This window comes from Streptomyces sp. NPDC059909 (genome assembly GCF_042730885.1).
Taxonomy (GTDB): domain Bacteria; phylum Actinomycetota; class Actinomycetes; order Streptomycetales; family Streptomycetaceae; genus Streptomyces.
Window position 1 is genome coordinate 1 of sequence record NZ_JBHWKX010000104.1, and the last position, 18,602, is coordinate 18,602.

15 protein-coding genes and 3 pseudogenes are annotated in these 18,602 nt (G+C 69.9%); 11 read left to right on the plus strand and 7 right to left on the minus strand.

Going from position 1 to position 18,602, the window contains the following annotated elements:
• The 3 genes and pseudogenes from ACFV9O_RS36245 to ACFV9O_RS36255 all read right to left on the minus strand — a co-directional run.
• A pseudogene (locus ACFV9O_RS36245) lies at nt 1-425 on the minus strand (RNA-guided endonuclease TnpB family protein); the annotation flags it as partial.
• A gap of 489 nt (nt 426-914) precedes the next feature.
• Nucleotides 915-2,069 carry a hypothetical protein gene (locus tag ACFV9O_RS36250; protein ID WP_385426136.1) on the minus strand — a complete coding sequence of 385 codons (1,155 nt, stop codon included), beginning with the start codon at nt 2,067-2,069 and terminating at the stop codon, nt 915-917.
• Nucleotides 2,066-3,004, minus strand: coding sequence for an SDR family oxidoreductase (locus tag ACFV9O_RS36255; protein ID WP_385426139.1), 939 nt, complete (start codon nt 3,002-3,004; stop codon nt 2,066-2,068). Before ACFV9O_RS36255 ends, ACFV9O_RS36250 begins: the two co-directional genes overlap by 4 nt.
• Nucleotides 3,005-3,124: 120 nt before the next feature.
• Here ACFV9O_RS36255 and ACFV9O_RS36260 point away from each other — a divergent pair, with 120 nt between their 5' ends.
• Nucleotides 3,125-3,760 carry a TetR/AcrR family transcriptional regulator gene (locus ACFV9O_RS36260; RefSeq protein ID WP_385426143.1) on the plus strand — a complete coding sequence of 212 codons (636 nt, stop codon included), beginning with the start codon at nt 3,125-3,127 and terminating at the stop codon, nt 3,758-3,760.
• Here ACFV9O_RS36260 and ACFV9O_RS36265 read toward each other — a convergent pair.
• Together ACFV9O_RS36265 and ACFV9O_RS36270 are read right to left on the minus strand one after the other, a co-directional pair.
• Nucleotides 3,642-4,193, minus strand: a complete 552-nt coding sequence (locus tag ACFV9O_RS36265) for a hypothetical protein (RefSeq protein ID WP_385426145.1) — start codon at nt 4,191-4,193, stop codon at nt 3,642-3,644. The two genes, ACFV9O_RS36260 and ACFV9O_RS36265, sit on opposite strands and share 119 nt — an antisense overlap.
• On the minus strand, nt 4,190-5,146 hold the full coding sequence (locus ACFV9O_RS36270) for a LysR family transcriptional regulator (RefSeq protein WP_385426148.1): 957 nt from the start codon (nt 5,144-5,146) through the stop codon (nt 4,190-4,192). Before ACFV9O_RS36270 ends, ACFV9O_RS36265 begins: the two co-directional genes overlap by 4 nt.
• A gap of 115 nt (nt 5,147-5,261) precedes the next feature.
• Here ACFV9O_RS36270 and ACFV9O_RS36275 point away from each other — a divergent pair, with 115 nt between their 5' ends.
• The 6 genes from ACFV9O_RS36275 to ACFV9O_RS36300 are packed head-to-tail and all read left to right on the plus strand — an operon-like array spanning nt 5,262 to nt 11,995.
• Nucleotides 5,262-6,134 carry an FAD binding domain-containing protein gene (locus ACFV9O_RS36275; RefSeq protein WP_385426151.1) on the plus strand — a complete coding sequence of 291 codons (873 nt, stop codon included), beginning with the start codon at nt 5,262-5,264 and terminating at the stop codon, nt 6,132-6,134.
• A 1-nt stretch (nt 6,135) separates the two neighbouring features.
• Complete coding sequence (locus ACFV9O_RS36280) at nt 6,136-6,657, plus strand: (2Fe-2S)-binding protein (protein WP_385426154.1); 522 nt, start codon at nt 6,136-6,138, stop codon at nt 6,655-6,657.
• A complete protein-coding gene (locus ACFV9O_RS36285) occupies nt 6,654-9,026 on the plus strand; it encodes an aerobic carbon-monoxide dehydrogenase large subunit (RefSeq protein WP_385426156.1) in 2,373 nt (790 codons plus the stop codon). The genes ACFV9O_RS36280 and ACFV9O_RS36285 overlap by 4 nt, the downstream gene beginning before the upstream one ends.
• 9 nt (nt 9,027-9,035) lie before the next feature.
• Entirely contained in the window at nt 9,036-9,962 is a 927-nt protein-coding gene (locus tag ACFV9O_RS36290) for an XdhC family protein (RefSeq protein WP_385426159.1), read from the plus strand.
• Complete coding sequence (locus ACFV9O_RS36295) at nt 9,955-10,863, plus strand: AAA family ATPase (RefSeq protein ID WP_385426162.1); 909 nt, start codon at nt 9,955-9,957, stop codon at nt 10,861-10,863. Before ACFV9O_RS36290 ends, ACFV9O_RS36295 begins: the two co-directional genes overlap by 8 nt.
• Nucleotides 10,856-11,995, plus strand: coding sequence for a VWA domain-containing protein (locus tag ACFV9O_RS36300; protein ID WP_385426165.1), 1,140 nt, complete (start codon nt 10,856-10,858; stop codon nt 11,993-11,995). The genes ACFV9O_RS36295 and ACFV9O_RS36300 overlap by 8 nt, the downstream gene beginning before the upstream one ends.
• A 315-nt stretch (nt 11,996-12,310) precedes the next feature.
• Here the strand turns inward: ACFV9O_RS36300 and ACFV9O_RS36305 are convergent.
• Nucleotides 12,311-12,680 (minus strand): annotated as a pseudogene (locus ACFV9O_RS36305) (S8 family serine peptidase); the annotation flags it as partial.
• 32 nt (nt 12,681-12,712) lie between these two features.
• On the opposite strand from ACFV9O_RS36305, the gene ACFV9O_RS36310 reads away from it, so the two are divergent.
• Complete coding sequence (locus ACFV9O_RS36310) at nt 12,713-15,178, plus strand: Helicase associated domain protein (RefSeq protein WP_385426167.1); 2,466 nt, start codon at nt 12,713-12,715, stop codon at nt 15,176-15,178.
• 63 nt (nt 15,179-15,241) lie between these two features.
• Here the strand turns inward: ACFV9O_RS36310 and ACFV9O_RS36315 are convergent.
• Nucleotides 15,242-15,961 (minus strand): annotated as a pseudogene (locus ACFV9O_RS36315) (transposase); the annotation flags it as partial.
• Between the two features lie 37 nt (nt 15,962-15,998).
• On the opposite strand from ACFV9O_RS36315, the gene ACFV9O_RS36320 reads away from it, so the two are divergent.
• The 3 genes from ACFV9O_RS36320 (at nt 15,999) to ACFV9O_RS36330 (ending at nt 18,301) form a co-directional block, all read left to right on the plus strand.
• Complete coding sequence (locus ACFV9O_RS36320) at nt 15,999-16,187, plus strand: hypothetical protein (RefSeq protein ID WP_385426169.1); 189 nt, start codon at nt 15,999-16,001, stop codon at nt 16,185-16,187.
• A gap of 399 nt (nt 16,188-16,586) precedes the next feature.
• Complete coding sequence (locus tag ACFV9O_RS36325) at nt 16,587-17,813, plus strand: RHS repeat-associated core domain-containing protein (RefSeq protein WP_385426172.1); 1,227 nt, start codon at nt 16,587-16,589, stop codon at nt 17,811-17,813.
• On the plus strand, nt 17,783-18,301 hold the full coding sequence (locus tag ACFV9O_RS36330; protein ID WP_385426175.1) for a hypothetical protein: 519 nt from the start codon (nt 17,783-17,785) through the stop codon (nt 18,299-18,301). The genes ACFV9O_RS36325 and ACFV9O_RS36330 overlap by 31 nt, the downstream gene beginning before the upstream one ends.
• Nucleotides 18,302-18,602 lie beyond the last annotated feature (301 nt).

The window sequence follows — 18,602 nt, forward strand, 5'->3', positions numbered from 1 at the left end:
ACGGACTTGATCCGCCCGGCCACGGTCCAGATGCTGACGGTCCGCGCGTCATGCTGCCACGACAAGATCCGGTCGTCGTACGGCTGGGCCGCATCCGAGCGGAAAACGATCGGCTTCGACTCCGCACGCCTGCGCCGCCTCGACCCCTTCGGACCAAGGTTCCCCGCCCGGATGTTCGCCCGCAACGTGGCGTAGGCGTCCACGACCTTCTTCCCCACCCGCACAGCCGGCTGGGCAGCGAGCCCGAACTCGACCTTCAGGCGGGCGTAGACCAGCCTCTGCAACTCGTTACGCGACGTGGTGCCCGTTTTGTACGCCACCGCCGATACGGCATCAGCCGCCCGGTTGCACACGGGCAGGGTCGCCGCCAAAGCCGCCGCCACCTCGGGCGACGACAGCAGCTTCACCTGCACCACGACCTTCACCCGAACAACCTAACCGCCACCACTGACATTGAGACTGGGACACGGCACTGCTCGGAGGTCTGACCCACCACTGACTGACGCTTCGGCTGTCTTGCTGTTGAACCGTCGGCCGCCGGCCAGTGCCGCAGTGCGCGTGGCCGGCCGGGCTTCCGTGACCTAATAGGAGCCCGACCAAGGTCCCATCAATGTCTTGTCCGTCTGCCCGACCGGCACGTGCCACCCCTCGCATGTGGACGGAAGGACAGCAGATCGGACGCGCCCTCGGACACCCGATCCGGCGACGGACGGCACCGCCCCGCCGGCACCAGAGCGATGCCGGCGGGCATCGGACCGCCCAGGCCCCATTGGACACCCAAGGACGCGAGGAAAACCGCCCTCCCGTACCCGGACCAAGGACACGATCCGTGCGCGCCGAACGCGGAGCGAACGCGGTGGACCAGGACACCCAAAACCGTTCGGGGCGTCCGGCTGAGCATGTGCAACTCATGCTCAGTCTTTAGGAACGGTCTCTCGGCCTTCCGCGGCCTCGCCCGGGAAGCTCCCGTAGCGCAGTCCGCCGTTCGAGTGCGTGGGCCAGACCGGCCACTGCCGCTTCCAGCGGGCGATTTCCGAGGACGGCAGGATCTGCAGCCAGCGCGGGTCCCGGGCGCTGCGGTCGGCGAGCGTCTTCTCCTTGACCATGGAGTCGTACTGGTCGAGGGAGTCCTCGAGGGTGTTGGCGTTGGGCACGATCTCGTGGCCGAAGAACCGCGCGTGCCGCCTGACCCCGGGGATCCGGGAGAGCTCGGGCTGCCAGTTGTCGGCCGCCACACCGTTCTCCGAGGAGACCCAGATGCCGTCGGGGGTGTTGAGCACGAGCGAGTGGTTGCCGTCGGTGTGGCCGGGCGTCCACAGCAGGCTCACCCCGACGCCGAGTTCCACGTCTGCGTCGAAGGCGGCGACGCGGTCCTCGGGCACACCGTCCATGCCGCCGTCGACGTACCAGGCCCACTGCATCGGGTGCGGCGAGGCGAAGGTGCCCAGCTCCTTGCGGTGCACCAGCAGGGATGCGCGGGGGAACAGCGGCTCGGGCGGGGTCGCCTGTCCGGGGAGGGGCTTGGAGCTGCCCATGATCAGCCGGACGTCCTGGACGTGCAGGTGGTCGAAGCTGACGTAGTCGACGTCCTCCGGACGCAGACCGCACAGGGGCAGCACCTCCTCGGGCTCGTGGTAGTAGCGAGTGAACACCCGGTCGCTGAGGAAGTCGCCCGCCAGGCGCTTGAGTTGGGCGTAGAAGGGGGCGGTGCTCGACCCAGCGGCGACGGTGGGTTCCCAGACCAGGGTCCTGGGCACTCCGTCGAAGTCGTCGAAGTGCACGACCAGTACCCGGTTGACGATGTTGACGAACGGGTTCGGGCCGATCGCGGCGCCGTGGAAGGCGTACCGGGTGGGGTACGGCGCGGCCGCGATGTCGAAGCTGCGCACCGCGTGGATCCGGCCCTGGCCTCGGAAGCGCTCGCGATAGGCGAGGGCGGCCTCGCGCACGGCCTGGAGCCGGTCGCCCCGTGGCCACACCTCGTGCACGCCCGCGAATTCCGGGATCGTGCGCATGCCGGCGCTGAGGGTGTCACCGGGTGGTGGCTGCTCGGTTCCGGGCGCGCTCATCGTTCTGTCTTCTCCTTGGTTTGTGGGGCGGCGCCGCCGGTTTCTGTCGCGGTGCCGCCGCTGTCGCGCTCGTAGGCGGCACGTACCGACGGGTCCGTGAGCGCGGCCAGCTGGTCGGGCACGACCAACCGCAGCCACCTTGCCCGGGCTTTGGCCGGCAGCAGCGCGGAGACCCACGGGACCAGACCGATGTGCCGCGGTACGAACACCTCGGGCCGGGGGCGGAGGACCACGCTCAGGACCGTTCGGGCGACGTCCTGCGGGGTGAGACGGCGGGTGGGGCCGGCGCTGGTGCCGACCGCCAGGTCGGTGTCCACGACACCGGGCATGACAAGGGAGACCTGGACACCGCTGCCGCGCAGTTCGGCCCGCACCGCGGAGCTGTAGCCGTGGACGGCGTGCTTGGTGGCGGCGTAGGTGGCCTCGCCCATGGGGGTCACTTTGCTGGCCGCGGACGCAATATTGACGATGTGTCCGGTGCCGCGGGCGCGCATCCGGGGCGCCGCGAGCTTCATCCCGCGCAGCACCCCGTGCACGTTCACGTCGAACTGGCGGACCGCGGTCTGCTCGGCCTCGTCCGCGAACGGCCCGACCCACATGATCCCGGCGTTGTTGACCAGTACGTCCACGGGCCCGAACCGCTCCTCCGCCCGGTCCAGGAAGGCCGCGAACGACGCGGTGTCCGTGACGTCCAGGGCGAAGCCCGCCGCGTGGCCGTCCGCGGTGCGGCAGATCTCCTCCGCCGCGGTTCGGGCCGACGCCTCGTCCAGGTCTCCGAGCGCGAGCAGGGCGCCGGCCCCCGCCAGGGTGTCAGCGACGGCCCGGCCGATGCCGCGGCCCGCGCCGGTGACCGCGACCACCCGGCCCTCGAGCGGCGATCGGGCCGAGCGGGGCAGCGGTCTTCCCGTCGCACGGCGTACCGACTCGTCCGTCATGGCTCTCCGTCCTTGCACGCATCGTGCGGGCCGCCTGCCAAGCCTCAATCTGACACGGAGCAGTGTCAGATTGGTCGGGCATGCTGTCAAGGAGTCCGACAGGAAAGCAGTGAGGTGGGCGTGACGGTACGGGGCGGGGGACGCCGGTACGGGGGCCGTGACGCGGCACAGCGACGCGAGGAGCGGCGAGCCCGGCTGATCGCCGCCGGGCTGGAACTGTTCGGCACCGCCGGCTACGCGGCCACGTCGGTGAAGAACATCTGCCGGGAGGCCGGGCTCACCGAGCGGTACTTCTACGAATCGCTGCGCGACCGGGAGGATCTGCTCGCCACGGTCTACGACGAGCTGATCCGCGGGGTCCAGGTGGCGACCTTCGCCGCAGCCGACCAGGCCGGTCCGGAGCTCGAAGCGCAGGTCCGCGCCGGTCTGGACGTATTCGTCCGCACGCTGACCGACGATCCGCGCAAGGCCCGCATCGTGCTTGTCGAGGTGGTCGGAGTCGGCCCCCGCCTCGAACAGCGCCGTCACGCGGTCATGCACGAGTTCGCCGACTTCATCGCCGCCGTCGCGCTCCGGCACATGGGGACACGGACGACGCCGAAACTGCCCATGATGGCGATCGCACTCGTCGGCGGCGTCAACGAACTCCTGGTCGACTGGACGCTCGGCCGCCAGAAAGGCAGCGTCGAGGAGATCGTGGATCTGTGCACCCTGCTGATCGTCGCCGCGTACGACGCAGTGGCCCGTCAAGCCTGAGCACGCCACCCCGGCGTTCATGCGACGGGGCCGGGGACGAGGCCAAGGACACTGCGCCGTCGCCGGGCCCCTCGACCGTGCCCGAAACAGCGAGCAGGACACGGTCCCGGGCTTGCGCGGCAGGCAGCCGCCCCACAGACGCCGCCCTGTCGGAGACCCGCACCGCGGGTCTCCGACCCAAGGCCTCCTGGGAGGAGTACCCGGCCCGTTGGAGCGCCTCGTCGTCGGGAAACACATCAGCGTGCCGGTCGCGGTCGACGTCGATCAGGTGGTCCTCCTTCCCGCCCAGGGAATAGACCCACTCGAAGTTCGCGGGAGGGTTCGACTCGACCAGGCGGCGGAAGCGGGACGCTTCCCTGGTGCAGGCGTACAAGCCGGGGGACCCGGGGTTCGCCTGACGGTGTGCCCGTGGGACGTTCCTGCCGCTTCTCAACCGCCCCAGAGCGTGACGTACACCGGGGGTCGGAACTGGGAGGGCGGGACACCCGCGCCGGGCGCGCGCATGATGCGGGTCGCTGCGGGGGTGTGCAGGAAGTGCAGGAACGCGTCGGTGGCCGGGGAACGGTGCTCGGGCTGCAGGACGGTGGCGTGCCACGTGGCGTCCGACGGCGTGGCCGGGGTCTCCAGCATGCGCAGCTCGTCACGCCGGATGCGGGGCGACACCAGATGGGCCAACGCCGGCGCCACCCCCGAGCCCTCGGCGGCGGCCGCCCACGTCGCGGCCTGGTTGGGGAACACCCACACGTGCCCCTCGGTCACACCGAGCCGCCGCAGCAGCCGCCCGGAGTCCGCGTCCGGGTCGGTGCCGGAGGAATCGACCAGCCACGACCACAGCGGGGGCGGACCGGGAGGCCGCGGCGCCCTGGCGCCGGTCACCACGACCAGCTGGGTGCGGAACAGCGGCTCGCTCACCACTTCGCCCCCATGGATGGCGCCGAGATCCGGCCCGAGCGCGACGTCGGCCAGCCGGCTCTCCACCAGCACGCGCATCTCCTTGCCGGTGGCCACCCCGAACGAGGTCTCGGTCCTGCGCCCCGAACGGCCGGCGAAGGCCTCCACGAGCGACGGGAGCACGAACTCGGCCAGCGTGCTCGTGGCGACGACCCGCAGTTCGTCGGGCGCACCCCGCGCCGCCCGCACCGCCGCCTCGGCATCCCCGCTCAGCGCGACCATCCGTGACGCGACCGGCAGGAGCCGCGCGCCCGCGGGCGTCAGGCGCATGCCACCGCCGCCGGAGTGCCGGATGAGCGGGTCGCCGAAGTGGGTGCGCAGCGCGGTGAGCGCCTGCGACACCGCGGACTCGCTCACGCCCAGAGTCCGCGCCGCGGCGCTCACCGAGCCGAGCCGGGCAACCAGCACGAAGGTGCTGAGCTGTGTGACGGTCACTATCCGATTTTCCTGCGTCTGGAGGGATAAGTGAATGCTTATCGACCCATTGCATGGCCGGTGCGGAAGAGCGCAGCATCACTGCACAGCGGGCACAGCGTTCCAGGAGGGCCCGATGCAGGTTCCAGCGGCGTTCCAGTACGAGAGGGCCACCAGCCTCGAGCATGCGATCGAGCTGCTCACACGGTTCGGCCCCGAGGCCCGGGTGGTGGCGGGCGGACACAGCCTGCTGCCGATGATGAAGCTGCGGCTGGCCCAGCCCGAAGCCCTGATCGACATCAACGGCCTCGGCGAGCTGGCGTTGGTCCGGGTGGACGGGCACGAACTGTCCGTCGGAGCGATGGTGCGCCACGCGGAGCTGCTCGCCTCGCCGTTGGTCGGCGAGCACTTCCCCATCCTGCGGGACGCGGAACGCGTCATCGCGGATCCGCTCGTACGCAACCGCGGCACCGTGGGCGGCTCGCTGTGCCAGGCCGATCCGTCGGAGGACCTGTCCGCGGCGTTCTCGGCACTGCGGGCGACCCTTGTCGCCCAAGGCCCCGGCGGCAGGCGCACCATCGGGATCAGGGAGTTCTTCCTCGGGCCGTACGAGACCGCGCTGGACGAAGCGGAGCTTCTGGTGGAGATCCGAGTGCCCATCCGTTCGCACGCCAGCGCCTACTGCAAGGTCGAGCGCCGGGTCGGCGACTGGGCGGTCGTCGCCGCAGGAGCGGTGCTGGAGATCTCCGACGGGGTGATCACTGAGGCCGGGATCGGGCTGACCGCGGTGGGTGCCCCACGGTTCGTGGCCGAGCAGGCCGAGGACTTCCTGCGCGGCGGACGGCCGGACGACGAGGGCTTCGCCGAGGCGGGCCGGATCGCCTCGCAGGAGTGCAGGCCGGCAGCCGATCAGCGCGGCCCGGTCGACTACAAGCGCCATCTGGCCGGGGAGCTCACCACGCGGGCGCTGCGCGCCGCCGCCGCCCGCGCCCAGGGGCGGGAGGCATGACATGCGGATCACCGTGACCGTGAACGGCGAGCAGCACACGAGGGACGTGGAGCCCAGGCTGCTGCTCGTGCACTTCCTGCGCGACGAACTCGGGCTCACCGGCACCCACTGGGGCTGCGACACCTCCAACTGCGGGGTGTGCGCCGTCTGGTTGGACGGGACGCCGGTGAAGTCCTGCACCGTGCTCGCGGTGATGGCCGACGGCCATGAGGTGCGGACCGTCGAGGGTCTGGCGCACGGGGCCGAACTCGATCCGGTGCAGCAGGGATTCGTCGCCTGCCACGGGCTGCAGTGCGGCTTCTGCACGCCGGGGATGATGATGACCGCCCGCTGGCTGCTGGACCACGACGCGGATCCGTCCGAGGAGGACATACGCAAGGCCATCTCCGGACAAGTGTGCCGCTGCACCGGTTACGAGAACATCGTGCGCTCCATCCGCTGGGCCGCCGAGCACGGCGGCGGCGCGCGGACCGCCGACGCGGGCACCGAGCCGGCGCCCGGCCGCGAGGAGGTGCGGGCATGACGACCACCGGGGAACGGCCGGTCGGCTTCGGACGGATGACCCGCAAGGAGGACGCGCGGTTCGTCCGCGGCCACGGGACCTACGTCGACGACGTCCGGCTGCCCGGGATGCTGTACGGAGCCGTCCTGCGCAGCCCGCTGGCGCACGCCCGGATCGTGTCCGTCGACACCAGCGCCGCCGAGGCGCACCCGAAGGTCAAGGCCGTGATCACCGGGGAGACTCTGGCCGGTCTCGGGCTGGCCTGGATGCCCACGATCTCGTACGACACCCAGGCCGTGCTGGCCACCGACAAGGTCCGCTTCCAGGGCCAGGAGGTCGCCTTCGTCGTCGCCGAGGACCGCTACGCGGCCCGGGACGCCCTCGAACTGATCGACGTGGAATACGAACCGCTCCCGCCGGTCGCCGACGCCCGCCGGGCACTCGACCCGGACGCGCCGGTGATCCGTGACGACAAGGAGCAGCAGAGCGACAACCGCATCTTCGACTGGTCGGCGGGCGACAAGGAGCGCACCGACGAGGTCTTCGCGGCCGCCGACGTCGTGGTGGAGCAGGACATCCTCTACCCACGGGTGCACCCGGCGCCGCTGGAGACCTGCGGCACCGTCGCGGACATGGACGCCATCACCGGCAAGCTGACGGTGTGGTCCACCACCCAGGCCCCGCACGCCCACCGCACGCTCTACGCAATGGTGTCCGGCATCCCGGAGCACAAGATCCGGATCATCTCCCCCGACATCGGCGGCGGCTTCGGCAACAAGGTCGGCATCTACCCCGGTTACGTGTGCGCGGTCGTCGGCTCGATCGTCACCGGCAAGCCGGTCAAGTGGGTGGAGGACCGCTCAGAGAACCTGATGAGCACCTCCTTCGCCCGCGACTACCACATGCACGGCGAGATCGCGGCGACGAAGGACGGGAAGATCCAGGCCCTGCGCGTCCATGTGACCGCCGACCACGGCGCCTTCAACGCAACCGCGCAGCCGACGCAGTTCCCGGCCGGCTTCTTCGGCGTCTTCACCGGCTCGTACGACCTGGCCGCCGCGCACTGCACCGTGACCGGCGTCTACACCAACAAGGCGCCCGGCGGTGTCGCCTACGCCTGCTCGTTCCGCGTCACCGAGGCCGTGTACCTGGTCGAGCGGATGGTCGACCTGCTCGCGGCCGAGCTCGGCGAGGACCCGGCCGAGCTGCGGATGCGCAACCTGCTGCGACCCGAACAGTTCCCGTACCGGTCCCGGACCGGGTGGGAGTACGACTCCGGCGACTACCCGCGGGCCCTGCGGCTGGCGATGGACATGGCGCACTACGAGGACCTGCGCCGGGAGCAGGCCGACAAGCGCGAGCGCGGCGAGCTGATGGGCATCGGGGTCAGCTTCTTCACCGAGGCCGTCGGCGCCGGCCCCCGCAGGCACATGGACATCCTCGGGCTGGGCATGGCCGACGGCGCCGAGCTGCGCGTCCACCCGACCGGCAAGGCCGTCCTGCGGATCTCCGTACAGACCCAGGGCCAGGGCCATGAGACGACCTTCGCGCAGATCGTCGCCGAGGAACTCGGCATACCGCCCGAGGACGTCGAGGTGGTGCACGGCGACACCGACCAGACCCCGTTCGGGCTCGGCACCTACGGATCCCGCTCGACGCCCGTGTCCGGGGCGGCGACCGCAATGGTCGCCCGCAAGGTGCGCGAGCGCGCGAAGATCGTCGCGTCCGCGATGCTCGAAGTGAGCCCGGACGACCTGGAATGGGAGAAGGGCCGCTGGTTCGTCACCGGCGACCCCGACCAGGGAAAGACCATGGCCGAGATCGCCCTCGCGGCGCATTCCACCCTCGAACTGCCGGAGGGTGTCGAGGGCCACCTGGACGCGACCTGCGTATACAACCCGCCGAACCTCACCTTCCCCTTCGGCGCCTACATCTGCGTGGCCGACGTGGACGCGGGCACCGGTCAGGTCAAGGTCCGCCGGTTTGTCGCCGTGGACGACTGCGGCAACAGGATCAACCCCATGATCGTCGAGGGGCAGGTGCACGGCGGGCTCGCCGACGGCCTCGGCATGGCGCTCATGCAGGTCATCGCCTTCGACGAGGACGGCAACTGCCTCGGCGGATCTTTCATGGACTATCTCCTGCCGACCTCGGTCGAGTGTCCGTCCTGGGAGCTCGGCGAGACCGTCACCCCCTCCCCCCACCACCCGATCGGCGCGAAGGGTGTCGGCGAGTCGGCCACCGTGGGCTCGCCTGCCGCGGTGGTCAACGCTGTGGTCGACGCACTGCAACCGCTCGGCGTACGCCACATCGACATGCCCCTGACTCCCGCCGCGGTATGGCGGGCCGCCCAGGGCCGGCCGCTGCGCACCGACCTGGCGATCACCTGAGGCCGCGTGATGACGAGCACCGAACTGCTGACCCGCGCGGACGCGCTCCGGCACGGCCGGACCCCGTTCGTTCTGGCCACCGTCGTCCGCGCGGAACGGCCCACGAGTGCCAAGCCCGGGGACAGCGCGCTGGTGCTGCCCGACGGCACCGTCGAAGGCTTCGTGGGCGGGAGATGCGCCGAAACGACGGTGCAACTGCAAGGTCTGCGGCTGCTGGAGACCGGCGAGTCGCTGCTGCTGCGGATCACGGCCGCCGCAGACGCCGGGGCCGAAGGCGCGGAGGCGACGGGCCAGGGCCTGGTGACGGTGGCCAATCCGTGCTTGTCCGGCGGGACGCTCGACATCTTCCTGGAGGCCAACCTCCCGCCGGCACTGGTGTACGTCTACGGACACGCGCCCATCGCCCGAGCCCTGCTCGACGTCGGTCGCGTGCTCGGCCTCGACACTCGGCCCGCCTCGCCCGGGGAGCCGTTGCCGCCCGATCTGGACGTCGTCGTCGTTGCCTCGCACGGCCGCGACGAGGAACCCGTGCTGATCGAGGCCGTGCGCGCCGGGGTCCCGTACATCGGGCTGGTGGCCAGCCGGAGGCGCGGCGCGGCGGTACTTGCCGGGCTGGGCCTCACCCAGGAGCAGCGCGTGCACGTCCGGACCCCGGCCGGCCTGGACATCGGCGCACGCACCCCGGCGGAGGTAGCGCTGTCGGTGTACGCCGAGATCATCGCGTTGCGGCCCCCGCGCGCCCGGGCCGTGCGGCCCGCAGGCGCCGCCGCCGGGGCGCCCACCGCCGTCGAGGCGGTCGATCCCGTGTGCGGCATGACCGTCGCGATCACCCCCGCCACCCTCTCGCTGGACCGGCACGGCGGCACGGCGTACTTCTGCGGGCCGGGGTGCCAGCACGCCTTCGCCGACGACCCTTCCCGGTACGCGCATGCCTGACCTCGACGCCCTCGTACCGGATGTCCCCGCCCTGCGCTCGCGGCTGGACACCGTCGGCTACCTGGCGGACGACGCCCTGGCCACGGCGCTGCTGCTGGCCGTGCGCATGCGGCAGCCGATCCTGCTGGAGGGCGAGCCCGGCGTGGGCAAGACCGAGGCGGCCCGCGCCCTCGCCGCCGTACTCGACACCCCGCTGATCCGGCTGCAGTGCTACGAGGGGCTCTCCTCGGCCGAGGCCCTGTACGAGTGGAACTATCCGCGGCAACTGCTCGCTATCCGGCTGGCTGAGTCCCGCGGGGAGTCCCTGCGTGACACCGACCTGTTCGCCGAGGACTATCTGCTGCCACGGCCGCTGCTCGCAGCGATCTCCCACCCGGGACCGCGGCCGGCCGTGCTGCTCATCGACGAGGTGGACCGCGCCGACGACGAATTCGAGGCGTTCCTGCTGGAGCTGCTGGCCGATGCCGCGGTCACCATCCCCGAACTGGGGACCCGGAGGGCCACGGTGCCGCCGGTGGCGGTACTGACCTCCAACCGCACCCGGGATCTTCACGACGCGCTGAAACGCCGCTGCCTCTACCACTGGATCGAATACCCGGACACCGCACGAGTCGCCGCGATCATCCGCAAACGGGTGCCGGAGTCGGCCGAGTGGCTGGCCGCGCGCGTGGCGCACGGGGTGGCGGCGCTGCGTGCCCGGCAGGAGCTCACCAAGCCGCCCGGCATCGCCGAGGCGATCGACTGGGCAGGCGCGCTGCAGGCGCTGGGACTCTCCGTTCTCGACGCCGATGCCGCCAACCGCACCCTGGGGGCGGTGCTCAAGTACGCCGAGGACCTGCAGGCCGTGCGCCGGACCGGGCTGGCGGAGCTAGTCGATGCGGAGACCGGCACCGATGCCTGACCTGCCGGAACTGGCCGCCTCGTTCACCGCCGCCCTGCGCGACGCCGGGATCGCGGTGGGCCCCGACCGCACACGGTGCTTCGCCCGGGCTATCACCCTGCTGGCCCCGTCGACGACGCGCGAGTTGCGGCACTGCGCGCTCACCACCCTGGTGTCCGACCGCGAGCAGATCGAGCCGTTCGACGCGGTCTTCCGCGAGGTCTTCGGCCGCCCGGCCGACCGCGGAGCACGGCGCGGGCAGCCCGGCGACCCGCCCCGATCGCTCCCGGGCACCGTCCCCGGCGCCCACAGGAAGGCCACCGCGGACGGAGACAGCCGGGAGGGCGACGCACAGCCGCGGGAGGTGGCCCTGCCCCTTGCCGCCAGTCCCCTCGACCACCTCGCCACCCGCGACTTCGCGGCCCTGTCCGCCGAGGAACTGGCGCGCCTCTCCGAGATGATGCGCACCGTCACGCTTCGCACCCCGACACGGCCGTCCCGTCGGCGCCGCCCCGCGCCCCACGGCGAGCGAGTCGACCTGCGCCGCACGCTGGCCGTCAGCCGACGCACCGGCGGATATCCCCTGCGGCTGCGCCGCTTCGAACCGCGCACCCGTCCCCGCGATCTCGTCGTGCTCTGCGACATCTCCGGATCGATGGAACCCTACGCCCGCGCAATGCTGCAACTGCTCTACTGCGCCACGCGCACAGCCCGGGCCGAGGTGTTCACCTTCGCCACCCGGCTCACCCGCCTCACGCCCGCCTTCCGGCGGGCCGGGCCGTACGACGCCCTGGCACGGGCCGGGCGGGCTGCCCCGGACTGGTCCGGGGGCACCCGGATTGCTGACTGCCTCGCGGAGTTCAACGAACGGTTCGGCCGACGTGGCATGGCGCACGGCGCCGTGGTTGTCATCGTCTCCGACGGCTGGGACACCAGCGCGCCCGTCGATCTCACCACGCACATGGCACGGCTGTCCCGCGTCGCATACCGCGTCGTATGGGTCAACCCCCGTACAGCCAGCCCCCGTTACCGTCCGCTCGTCGGTGGCATGGCCGCCGCGTTGCCCTATTGCGACGCCGTCGTCAGTGCCCACAGCTTCGCCGCCCTGGACGACTTCGCCGCCGCCTTGTCCGCCCCTGGCCGCCGACGGTGACCCGGTGCCCCTCCCGTGCCGGTCCCGTGACGTATGCGAGGTGGTGGTCCGGCGGCGGTCGCCCACGCCATGGCCTTGGAGGCAGGGCACCAGCGGCTGGAGCGATCACACCGAGATCGTCGCCGTGGGATTCGGCGCCCGGCTGGCGACGCTGCTACCCAAGGGCCGGATCCGCACGATGCCGCATCTGCCGTCCGTCATCGCCGACCTGGGCGCCCTGCTCGTCGAAGTACACCAGCGGGGCGGCGAGACCGAGAGTGCTCCGGAGCCGCTGCCGTGGATCCTCATCAGCGCCGGCGACACGGTCGGGCGGTACTCGATGACCTTCAGAAGCTTGTTCGTGGTGCCAGCGCCCCGGATTGGTGAACTTGTCGGCGATGGCTCCGTCTGTCCGCGCCTTGGCGACATGGTCCGAGCTGGCGTCCTGGTGGGCGGCGAGATAGACCGCGGCGGCGCCGACGGCATGCGGGGGCGCCATCGACGTACCGGAGATGGTCCTCGTGCCCTCGTCGCTGTCGTTCCGGTCGGACGTGATGTCCGAGCCCGGGGCGTAGATGTGCACGACCGAGCCGAAGTTGGAGAAGTCCGACTGCACGTCGTCCTTGGTGGGCTGATCGCCGCTTGCCCATGAGGCTGTCGAGACGGAAGGCTTTGCAGATGACGACGAGGACCCTGCGCCCCCATCAGCGAGAAGCTGTCGATGCCATCGTCCGGGCCATGGACACACAAGCCCGCACCGGCATGACGGAGCGGGGCTTGCGTACCCAGGTGGTGATGGCGACCGGCAGCGGCAAGACGCTGGTGGCGCAGCGCGCCGCGGAGACGCTGTGCGCTGCGCGGGTGTTGGTGCTGGTGCCGTCGCTGGACCTGTTGACGCAGACCGCGGGCGCTTGGCGTGAGGGTGGCCGGATGGGCCCGATGGTCGGGGTGTCCTCGCTGCGCGGTGACGAGGCGGGGTTTCCCAACACCACCGATGCCGAGGAGCTGGCGGTGTGGTGCCGGGATCTGGAGAAGGTGACCGTGTTCGCGACGTACGCGTCGCTGGGGCTGGGCACCCTGGAGCGCGCCCATCGGGCGGGCCTTGAGGCGTGGTCGCTGATCTGTGTGGACGAGGCGCACAGGACGTCAGGCCGGATCGGCAAGCCGTGGGCGGTTGTCCATGACAACCAGCGGATTCCGTCCCTGCGTCGGCTGTACATGACGGCCACGCCGCGGCTGTGGCAGCTGGACGAGGACTCCGAGCAGGGCGCGCCGGGTGAGCTGGTGGCGAGCATGGACGACTCCCCCGACTCGCCCTTCGGCAGCAGGTGCTTCACTTTGTCGCTCTCGGAGGCCATCGACCGGGGAATCTGTGCCCCCTACCAGGTCGTGTGCGTGGACGTCACCGACACTCAGCTCCAGGCCGCCCAGTTGCTCGGTGCCGACGGCCGTACAGACGAGATGCGCGGGGCGCGGCTCGCCGCCCTGCAGACCGCCCTGGTGAAAGCGTCCGCCGAGGAGAACTTTCAAAGAACGCTCGTCTTCCACCACGTCGTGAAGGAAGCAGAAGCCTTCGCGGCCGGCCTCCCCAACGTCGCCAAGCGGCTCCACGACAGCGATCCCGAGCTGTACCCGGCTACGGTCTGGGCCAACTGGCTGTGCGGCGAACACAAGCCCCTCCACCGCCAACGGGTTCTTACGGAGTTCGCCGAGGGGGTCGCGAGGGACGGCACCGTGGTGGAGAAGGGCTATCTGGGCTCAGTGAAGGTACTTGGGGAGGGGGTCGACACCCGAAACTGTGACTCCGTGTACTTCGCTGATGTGCGCGGGTCGATGCCGGACCTTGTCCAGGCGGTGGGCCGGGCGCTGCGGATCCATCCGGGCGAAGGGAAAGTCGCGTCGCTGGTCGTACCGGTCCTGCTAGGGCCCGGCGAGACGGCGGACAACATGCTCACCAGCCGGGCGTTCGGCGGGTTGGCCAAGCTCCTGGAAGCGCTCCGAGCGCACGACGCCCGCGTCGTGGAGACCCTCGCGGAGCAGCAGGCCCCCAGCCGCTCCAAGGGCGTACAAACACGTTCCGGAAGCGAGGAGAGCAAGGAAGGCGAGGGCGTAGAAGAGCAGCGTGGGCTGTCGGCGCCGGCCCGGGCACTGCTGAAGTTCAGCACGCCCCGCGACCCAGCGCAGCTTGCGGCGTTCATCAACCTCCGCGTCCTCAACCCCGAGCACGCTCACTGGCGACGCGGCATCGAGGCCGCCGCCCTCTACACCCGCGCGCACGGCGACCTGCGCGTGCCGTTCACCTACCGAGTGCCCGACGGTGACAAGGCGCAGAGAGCCGGATGGCCGGTCTCGCTCGCCGGATTTCCCTTGGGTCAGTGGACCGCCGACGCCAGAAGATTTCACGCCCGCGGAGACATGGACGCCGACCGCGTCACGCAGTTGGAGAAGCTCGGCATGATCTGGTCCCACTACGACGTCGCCTGGGAAGAAGGCCTCGCCGCGGCGCGCGGGTGGGCTGCCGAGGCGGGCCACCTGTTGGCGCCACTGGACGCCACGTTCCAGGGGTACCGGGTGGGGATCTTTCTGAAGAATGCACGGGCGGCCGCCCGGCGGGCGGTGGAGAGCGAGCAACGACGAGCCGAGGGCCTCCCGGTGAAGTCGTCGGCCGGGACGCTGCCGCAGGAACGGCGCGAACAGCTGGACGAGATCGACCCATCGTGGTGCCCGACCTGGCCGGTGGAGTGGCAGCGCGCCTTCCACCTCACCCGGCGGCACCTGGACGAAGACGGGGAGCTGCCCACCGCGCCGGGCGAGACCGTGCGCCACGGCGAGGACCTCGGGCGATGGGTGATGTCGGTCCGGCTCGGCTGGGACAAGCTGACCATGGTGCAGCAGTGGATGTGCGAGCAGGTCCTCGGCATCCAGCCCGCAGACGAGGACGAGAAGCCGCCCGCACGCCGTACGCAGGCCGACAAGTGGGCCATGCACCTCGCCGCCGCCCGCCAGTTCTACGAGCGCGAGGGGCATCTGCGGGTGCCCCGCAAGCACATCGAGACGATCGCTGTCGACCGTGGCGATGGTGATGGTCAGGAGCAGCGCACGGTTCGGCTGGGTGCCTGGGTCGGGAATCAGCGGTCCCGGGCCGCGACGCTCACCCCCGAACGCATCGAGCGGCTCTCCGCCATCGGCATGCGCTGGACATAGGTGCCGCCGGTCTTGCCCTGACAGCAACCTGAGTCGATCCGCCGTCGGGTACTTGTTGGCGAGCTGGACGACGTGGAAGTGGTCGACCACGACGGTGGCGTCGGGCAGGCCGGTGCGGATCGCGGCGCGGTAGGTGGCCGACATATCGATGGCGACGTGGCAGATGTTCTTGCGCCAGGTCAGCGGTGTGGTGGACAACCAGGCCAGGACATCGGCGACGGCGCGGCCCTCGACCTGGCCGAGCAGTCCGCCGTGGCCGGCCGCGTCGACGAATCCGGTGTGCCACCGATCCCGGGTCAGATGCCAGTTGCCGCTGTCGGGGTCCTGCTCCCACTTCGTCTTGCCCCGCCGGGTCTCGTCGATGCCCAGCACCTTCACCTCGGGCAGCGGGGCGTCGACCACCTCGCGCGCCGTTGTGCGGAAGGCGTCTATCACCGTCGGCCAGGACAGGTGCAGGTCGCGGGCGGCCCAAATGACAGTGGAGCCGGCATCGCGCACCCGGCGCCCGGCCGCCTCCCCCAGCCGGGCGGCGGACCGGGTCCGCTTCGCCTGCAACTGCGCCCGCTTGCGGGCGTGCCAGCGCCGGTAGCGGCCAAGACGGCGGCCCTGATAGTTGTCCCCGTCGGACGTGGTGGCGAGGTTGGCAATCCCTCGGTCCACACCGATCCAGTCCACCGGCTCGGTGTTGAGCGGCGCTTCGGGGATCTCGCAGGTGGCGATCAGGAACCACATGCCGTCACGGTGCACGAGATCCGACTCGCCCCGCCGGTATTTTTCGAGCATGGCCAACTGGCCGGGGTGACCTGTGTACCGGACGGACTTGATCCGCCCGGCCACGGTCCAGATGCTGACGGTCCGCGCGTCATGCTGCCACGACAGGATCCGGTCGTCGTACGGCTGGGCCGCATCAGGGCGGAAGACGATCGGCTTCGACTCCGCACGCCTGCGCCGCCTCGACCCCTTCGGGCCGAGGTTTCCCGCCCGGATGTTCGCCCGCAACGTCGTGTAGGCGTCCACGACCTTCTTCACCGTGCGGACGGCGGGTTGGGCAGCGAGCCCGAACTCGGCCTTGAGGCGCGCGTAGACCAGTTTCTGCAACTCGTTACGCGACGTGGTGCCGCTCTCGTACGCCACCACCGATGCGGCGTCAGCCGCCCGGTTGCACACGGGCAGGGTTGCCGCCAAAGCTGCCGCCGCCTCGGGCGACGGCAGCAGCTTCACCTGCACCACGACCTTCACGCCAACAACCTAAGCGTCACCACTGACAACAGCCGAAAGCACAGGTCACGACGGATATGCAGGGAACTCCGCCGCTTCGCGGCTCCGCGCCAACCGCTACGACGCACTCGACCGCACGGTCGAGAAGCGTGTCAACGACGCCGTCACCTACGAGTACAACTACCTGGGTTTGTCCAGTGAGGTATTCAGTGAGGAGCTCGACGGAACCCTTGCCAGGACCTACCGGTTCGGCCTGGGAGGAGAGCGCCTTTCCCAGCTGAACCACTTGAACGGCGACAGCGGCTACTACGGCTACAACAGCCACGGCGACGTCGAGACGTTCACCTCGTACGACGGCACTCCCACGTCCACCTACGGCTACACCGCCTACGGCCAGGACGTCAGGGACGAATGGACCGGCCTGGACAGCATTTCGGCGTCGGACGACGAGGGGACCAACCCCTACCGCTTCAACGGCAAGCGCTGGAACGCCCAGTCGGAGACCTACGACATGGGCTTCCGGGACTACAGCCCGGAGCACAACCGGTTCATCAGCCGGGACTCGTACACCGGCGCCGCAGCCGACATGAGCCTGGGTGCCGGGGCCGCCACCAGCAACCGCTACGGCTTCGCCGGCGGCAACCCGGTCAGCAACATCGAGCGGGACGGCCACGAAGCCTGCGACGTCGGCTGCCAGGCACGCAACCAGTACCAGATGGGCGGGGACCCGATCATCCCCGACCCGGAGCGCCTCGAGTTCAACGTCCAGTACCACGACGGCTCCACGGGCCTCGAGAACTGGGTGGACCCTTGGGACTTCGTCAAGGAACTGTCCGGATTCTCGGACATCCAGGGTTGCTCGAACTCCCCGTCGGCATGGCAGTGCACGATGGCTGCCGCAGCTGTATTCCCCGGCGCCGGAAAGGCACTGAAGGGTGCCAAGTGGGCCGACGAAGCCGTCGAGGCGGCTTCTGACGCTCCGAAGTTCCTGAAGAGAATGCCCATCGCTGAAAAGAACAAGTCGCGCATGGGCTTCCGATATCAGAAGCACGTGACAGGCCAGGACGATGAACAGATTTGGCGACTGAACAGCGGTATTGACAGTGGTCGCCGAGTCGAAGTCGATGGTGGGCCCACGGATGGATGGATCGTCGAGTCAAAGTGGACGCAGAACGAGTACCAATGGGAGGGAAGCCCGTATCACCCCAGTAACTACTTCAGCGAGTCGACCACGGTCGACCAGGCCAGAAGGCTGCTTGCTCTGAATTCAGGCCTAGGCGGAAAGGGCGTGAGATACGCAGTGTCCAGCCCGCAGGGAGCAGCCTTCTACCGAGGGGTTCTACGGGAGTGGTTCCCTGAAGAGATGGCCAACGGTACACTCGCCGTATGGCACGTCAGCGCAAAGGGCATGCAGTAGTGGACATAGTGGCGGAAAGCATCATCGTCAATGCCACTGAAGGTCATCTCAAGAGAAATCTTGCAGAGATGAATTCGGTGGTGCAGGAGCTCGGCTGGACACCTTCCGGTTCGGTCGCCCCTCCCGGCTGCAGACGCTGGGAGGCAGGCGGCGTGTTCCTTCACCTCGCCTCCTGGGGCAGTGGATGGGCCCTCGACTTCGTCTTCGCCGAGGTATGGCCGGAAGATGTCGATGAGTTGGGATCCGAGGCAATCGACTCGGCCATCGATGAGCAACTGCCATTCTGCCGCGAGGTCCAGGAGTCGCTGCTGCAGGCATTGCGGAGCAGAACCTCGGTTTCGGTCGATGACGGAGCCGAGTTCGCCGACAGCGAATTCGTTGAAAGCTCCGCCTGGAATGTTGCGGGCTCTCCCCTCGCTGTGGGGATTGCCAGCAACGACGTCGACACACCGGTCCTGGTGATGGCGAGGTTGTTGCTGGGGTCCTAAAAGAGGTGCTTGTGAGGGGCCGCCAGTCTGCTGGTGGCCCCTCACTTGTTTGAGTCATCCGGAGCCCCAAATTCCCTTGCCCGTACCATGGCAGGTGCTGATGCTTGATATCGATTTGAATCACGCCTTCCAACTCGTTGAACTGGCCGCACGATTTGAATCTCCATGGGATGCCAAACAGGTTTCCGGCCGTTGAGGCAGCGGGGTGAACCGTTCCGGGTTCGGTAGGGACTCGATCGTTTGAGAGGATCGAGTCATGGCACGTCTTTCCCCTTACCCCCTTGAGCTGCGCAAGCGCGCG

Excerpts from the sequence above, each read along its gene's own strand:
- ACFV9O_RS36250 (WP_385426136.1), bottom strand. The coding sequence starts at position 2,069 with ATGAGCGCGCCCGGAACCGAGCAGCCACCACCCGGTGACACCCTCAGC.
- ACFV9O_RS36255 (WP_385426139.1), bottom strand. The coding sequence starts at position 3,004 with ATGACGGACGAGTCGGTACGCCGTGCGACGGGAAGACCGCTGCCCCGC.
- ACFV9O_RS36275 (WP_385426151.1), top strand. The coding sequence starts at position 5,262 with ATGCAGGTTCCAGCGGCGTTCCAGTACGAGAGGGCCACCAGCCTCGAG.
- ACFV9O_RS36280 (WP_385426154.1), top strand. The coding sequence starts at position 6,136 with ATGCGGATCACCGTGACCGTGAACGGCGAGCAGCACACGAGGGACGTG.
- ACFV9O_RS36285 (WP_385426156.1), top strand. The coding sequence starts at position 6,654 with ATGACGACCACCGGGGAACGGCCGGTCGGCTTCGGACGGATGACCCGC.
- ACFV9O_RS36290 (WP_385426159.1), top strand. The coding sequence starts at position 9,036 with ATGACGAGCACCGAACTGCTGACCCGCGCGGACGCGCTCCGGCACGGC.
- ACFV9O_RS36295 (WP_385426162.1), top strand. The coding sequence starts at position 9,955 with ATGCCTGACCTCGACGCCCTCGTACCGGATGTCCCCGCCCTGCGCTCG.
- ACFV9O_RS36300 (WP_385426165.1), top strand. The coding sequence starts at position 10,856 with ATGCCTGACCTGCCGGAACTGGCCGCCTCGTTCACCGCCGCCCTGCGC.
- ACFV9O_RS36310 (WP_385426167.1), top strand. The coding sequence starts at position 12,713 with ATGGACACACAAGCCCGCACCGGCATGACGGAGCGGGGCTTGCGTACC.
- ACFV9O_RS36330 (WP_385426175.1), top strand. The coding sequence starts at position 17,783 with ATGGCACGTCAGCGCAAAGGGCATGCAGTAGTGGACATAGTGGCGGAA.